General features: G+C 64.0%; 4 protein-coding genes. All 4 read right to left on the bottom strand.

Annotated features, from left to right (window positions below):
* Nucleotides 1–1263 (bottom strand): hypothetical protein (locus ACFWJO_RS37025; protein ID WP_386872496.1); only part of this gene is annotated, 1263 nt, incomplete at its 3' end.
* A complete protein-coding gene (locus tag ACFWJO_RS37020; RefSeq protein ID WP_070709075.1) occupies nucleotides 1260–2366 on the bottom strand; it encodes an XRE family transcriptional regulator in 1107 nt (368 codons plus the stop codon). The genes ACFWJO_RS37025 and ACFWJO_RS37020, both read right to left, overlap by 4 nt.
* A complete protein-coding gene (locus ACFWJO_RS37015) occupies nucleotides 2359–3156 on the bottom strand; it encodes a hypothetical protein (protein WP_070709076.1) in 798 nt (265 codons plus the stop codon). Before ACFWJO_RS37015 ends, ACFWJO_RS37020 begins: the two co-directional genes overlap by 8 nt.
* A gap of 93 nt (nucleotides 3157–3249) precedes the next feature.
* A partial coding sequence (locus ACFWJO_RS37010; RefSeq protein ID WP_386872493.1) for a tyrosine-type recombinase/integrase occupies nucleotides 3250–3755 on the bottom strand: 506 nt, incomplete at its 5' end.

Genomic DNA, 3755 nt, shown 5'->3' with positions numbered 1-3755 from the left:
GCCTTTGGTGGCGTTGTCGGATTGCAGATAGCTCGGGAGCTGGTACCGCAGCCCGTTCCAGAACCTGCCGTTGTGGAGCTTCTTGACTTCGATCAGCAGACGGGCAGATGTGCCTGAGGATGCTTTGAAATCGACCGGACCGCGTCCGAGCTCGACTTCGCGGTCGAGCTCGACATCGAACTGCCGGAGGTACTGCTGAGCTATGCCCAGGAACACCAGCTGTGCTGCCTCTTCGGGTTTCTCCGAGCCGTCATCGTTCCACAGCAGGCTCCAGCCTCGCTGGTCTTCGATGAAATGCCGGAACTGTTCCACGACTTCCGCGGCGAGGTCGACGAGATCATCGTGAGTTGTGATCGTGCGCGGCGGGAGCGGATTCTCAGCGGCGTATCGTGCCGGTTCCCGGTCCCACTGAACGACCCCGAGCGGGTCAGCGCCGAAGTCGTAGCCGATGAGGTCTTCCCGGCTGGTCTGGGCTCGCGCCCAGTCCCGGACTCGATCGGGGTGCTGGCGAGCGAAAGCGACGATGCTCGCCTTAGTCACTGCCTGGCCGACCTGGAGGTTGAGCGACAAGCGGATGTCGTCATTGAAGTGTGAGTCGAACCAGTCATCCGCGTTCAACGTCGGCAGGCCGTTGAGGAGGAACGCCGGGACGAGGATCACCGGGCGCCCAGTGACAGGGTTGGTGGGAAGGGCAACGTCCTCGTCATGCCATCTGGCGCTGTCCAAGCTGACACGAGCATGCCGGACCTTGTGCTGGTCGAGCGGGACGTTGTGGTTCGTTGCGATGGCCTGCGTGTATGCGATCAGGCGGCTCTTGATGACATTGGCGGTCGCATCGGAGATCCGATCCGCCCCGATTCCCTCGTTCAGGATGCCGATTTCCTCGATGTGCTCGGGCTGCCCGAGGCCTGCGGCGATCGCAACGGCAATACCGTCCGCCATCCGCGCCGCGAAGCGATCGCCGGCGCCGGAACCACGGGTTCCTTCCGCCGTATATCCGAGGCCGAGCTCGAAGGGCTCCGGGAAAGTGAGCAGTCGCCGCGCCGCCTGTGCTGACACCGAGGTGGTGCTCGTTGCCCTGGCGACGAGGCCGTAACAGTGGACGAAGTGGGCGATCAGCTCGTTGTGCGCTTGTGCCCATTCGCCGCCCGCTTCGAGAAGAAGCAACGGGTCAATGAAGAGCTTGGTGTCGATGGTGAGGTGTGGATCAAACCAGTCGTCTGCCTCGGAGCGCTCGATCCCGAAGGCTTCCGAGAATCTCACGATCGATCCCCGGTCAGCGGAACGCGAGATGCGGCTATCTCGTAGAGATGGGCAGGGAGACCCGATCCCGAGAGGAATCTGTCGTCGTCGATCCCTGCGGAGCTCATGACCTCACGGGCGCGCGGCAGTATCGAGGGCATCTCAAGTGATGCGACCCGGCCGGGCTCGGCGCGGCGCCAGCCGTTCTGTGACATGCGGATCATGGCGTTCCGGTATGAGACGTCGCCCATGATGCCGAGTGCACGAGCCCTGTACAGCAGCGCTGCCAGGCTGACTCCCCAATGCTCCTTGAGCTCCGCGAGCTGTGCCCATGCACGGCCAGCCGTAGAACTCGGCAGGAACGGGGCGATCTCCTCCGCAGGCATAAGGAACTCGGATGCGAATCGATGAGCCTGCTCTTCAGCGATCTTCCCGCCGGGTTCGGCGTCGTGATGCATGATCAGATGCCCGAGCTCGTGGGCGACGTCGAACCGCTGCCGGTAGTAGTCGTCCTTGGCGGGATTCAGAACGACAATCGGCCGCGTGGCCGTGTGCAGGGAGTAGGCGTCGATAGCCGCAATCCCCGGCTCACTGAAGACGACGACTACGCCCGCACGCTCGGCGAGGCGGATCACATGCTGGATCGGTCCTGGGCCGACGCCGAAGAACCCACGGGCATCCCTGGCTGCCTCTTCCGGAGTTGTTGTGCCCTCTTCAGGGTCGACAGGCAGATCGGGCAGCAGCGCTTCCGGAAACTCGACGGCGTTTTCCAGCATGCCGGTCACCTCGGCGACGAACTGCCCATACGCTTCGGCTTCATCCTGAGCGATCTGCGGGGTGGAGCGGAGCGACCGGAAGTGCGGCTTGTTCACTCGTGGTGGGGCGCCTCCGCCGAAGAACTGCGGCTCGACTTTCAGGGCAAGCGCCAGCTTCGCCACAGTGGCCCGGTTGGGTTGCTTCGCGCCACTCTCCCACGCTGTCACTGAAGCCGGCGACATTTCGATCAGGGCAGCGAGATGCGCCTTCTTTAGCCCTGCGAGTTGTCGCGCCATTGCTAGACGCTCGCCGTTGAAAAATGTGGCCGCGGCGGCGAGCGTCTGGGACGGTCGGCGCAGGCTATCCATTCGCCGCGCCCGCCCCCTCGCCCGCGAGCGGCTTCTTCATTCGCACAACAACATCGTCCACATTGGTCGATGCCGAATCCCCAGGCAGGGCGGGCGGCACACGCACACCCGTGCCGGCCATCGGAGTCCCGCCTGAAAGCAGCAACTGACGCCAGTGCCAGCAGGAGTCCTCGGGATGAACGGGGTTCTTGCTTTGGCCGACGTAGACCTCGAACTGCTTAGTGATCGGGTTGAAGGCATGTGCCGCCACGAGCGTCACACCGACGAACTCGTCATCATCAGGGATACCGGGAATCGACTCCAGGCCGAAGTCGGCGTCGTCGAACAGCGTGTTCCCGCCGATGAACTGCTGGGAGGCGACTCGGCGCTTGGCATCGCTGCGCTCCACCCACTTGATGTCGTCGATGCGGCCGAAGATATAGGACTGCAGCAGCACACGGTGCCCGTCGGCCGCCCAGCCTGGTGACTGCCGGTAGTTGCTCCGCGCAATCGCCTCGGGAGAAAGTGACGGCATAGACCGGAACGCCTCGGGCGCGAGACCGCGCTCGAGAACATCTGAACCAGTTCCATCCACATCTTCACCCAGAGCGAACCGCCCGTTCGAGGTCGCGCGGTCCATCAGATCCTTGAGGTGCTTGAAGTTCAGGTAGCCGATGACTCCCTGGTCATGTCCGGCGTCCTCGTCATAAATCTGATCGGTGGCGGCGAAGGCTGCTGGCGCGGCCCACGCGAGCACGTCGAGGAGGCCGGAGGTCCGGAGGCTCGCGATGGCGTCGTCTTCAGCAGTCACAAGGTCAGCCTACACCCAGGTCAGTAAGTTGCGCACTAGTTTTCACTCCCAGCGTGTCTTGTGTCTTCTAATTTGCTTCGTGCGCACGGGTCCTCACCCCGCTCTTCCGAAAGCTCGCTCGAGGTACTCGGCGGTGGCGGGGTTCACAGTCTCATCTCGGTGAATGTAGTGCTGCATCGTGATCCGCGGGTCGGTGTGCCCGAGGAGTTCCGAAGCGAGGAGCGCGCCTTGCGCGTCGTTGACGACCGTGGCGACGGTGCGGCGAAAGCGGTGTGGAGTGACGTTCTCGATCCCGGCAGCGTCCATCACGTCGCGCAGGAGCCTGCGGATGTTGTTCGTCGTGTGCGGCGTCCCGACCCTCGTGCTGAACAGGAGCGCGTGAGGTTCGGTGTCGCCGCTACGCAGTAGGCGCGAGCGGATGGCATGCAGCGCGAACGCCGGCAGGGCGACGCGGCGAACCGAGCGATCCGTCTTCGGATGGCCCTGCCGGTGCGTCGGCTCACCCTTGCGGCTGATGATCGTCCCGGCGATCCGCGCCGTCGGGATCGGTCCGCCCAGGTCGAGATCCTGGAGGCGGATGGCGAGGACTTCGCCGATAC

The sequence above is a fragment of the Streptomyces sp. NPDC127092 genome (genome assembly GCF_042722475.1).
In the GTDB taxonomy this organism is placed as follows: domain Bacteria; phylum Actinomycetota; class Actinomycetes; order Streptomycetales; family Streptomycetaceae; genus Streptomyces.
Note: the sequence above shows the minus strand (reverse complement) of the source record. Positions and strands in the feature narration are given on the sequence as shown.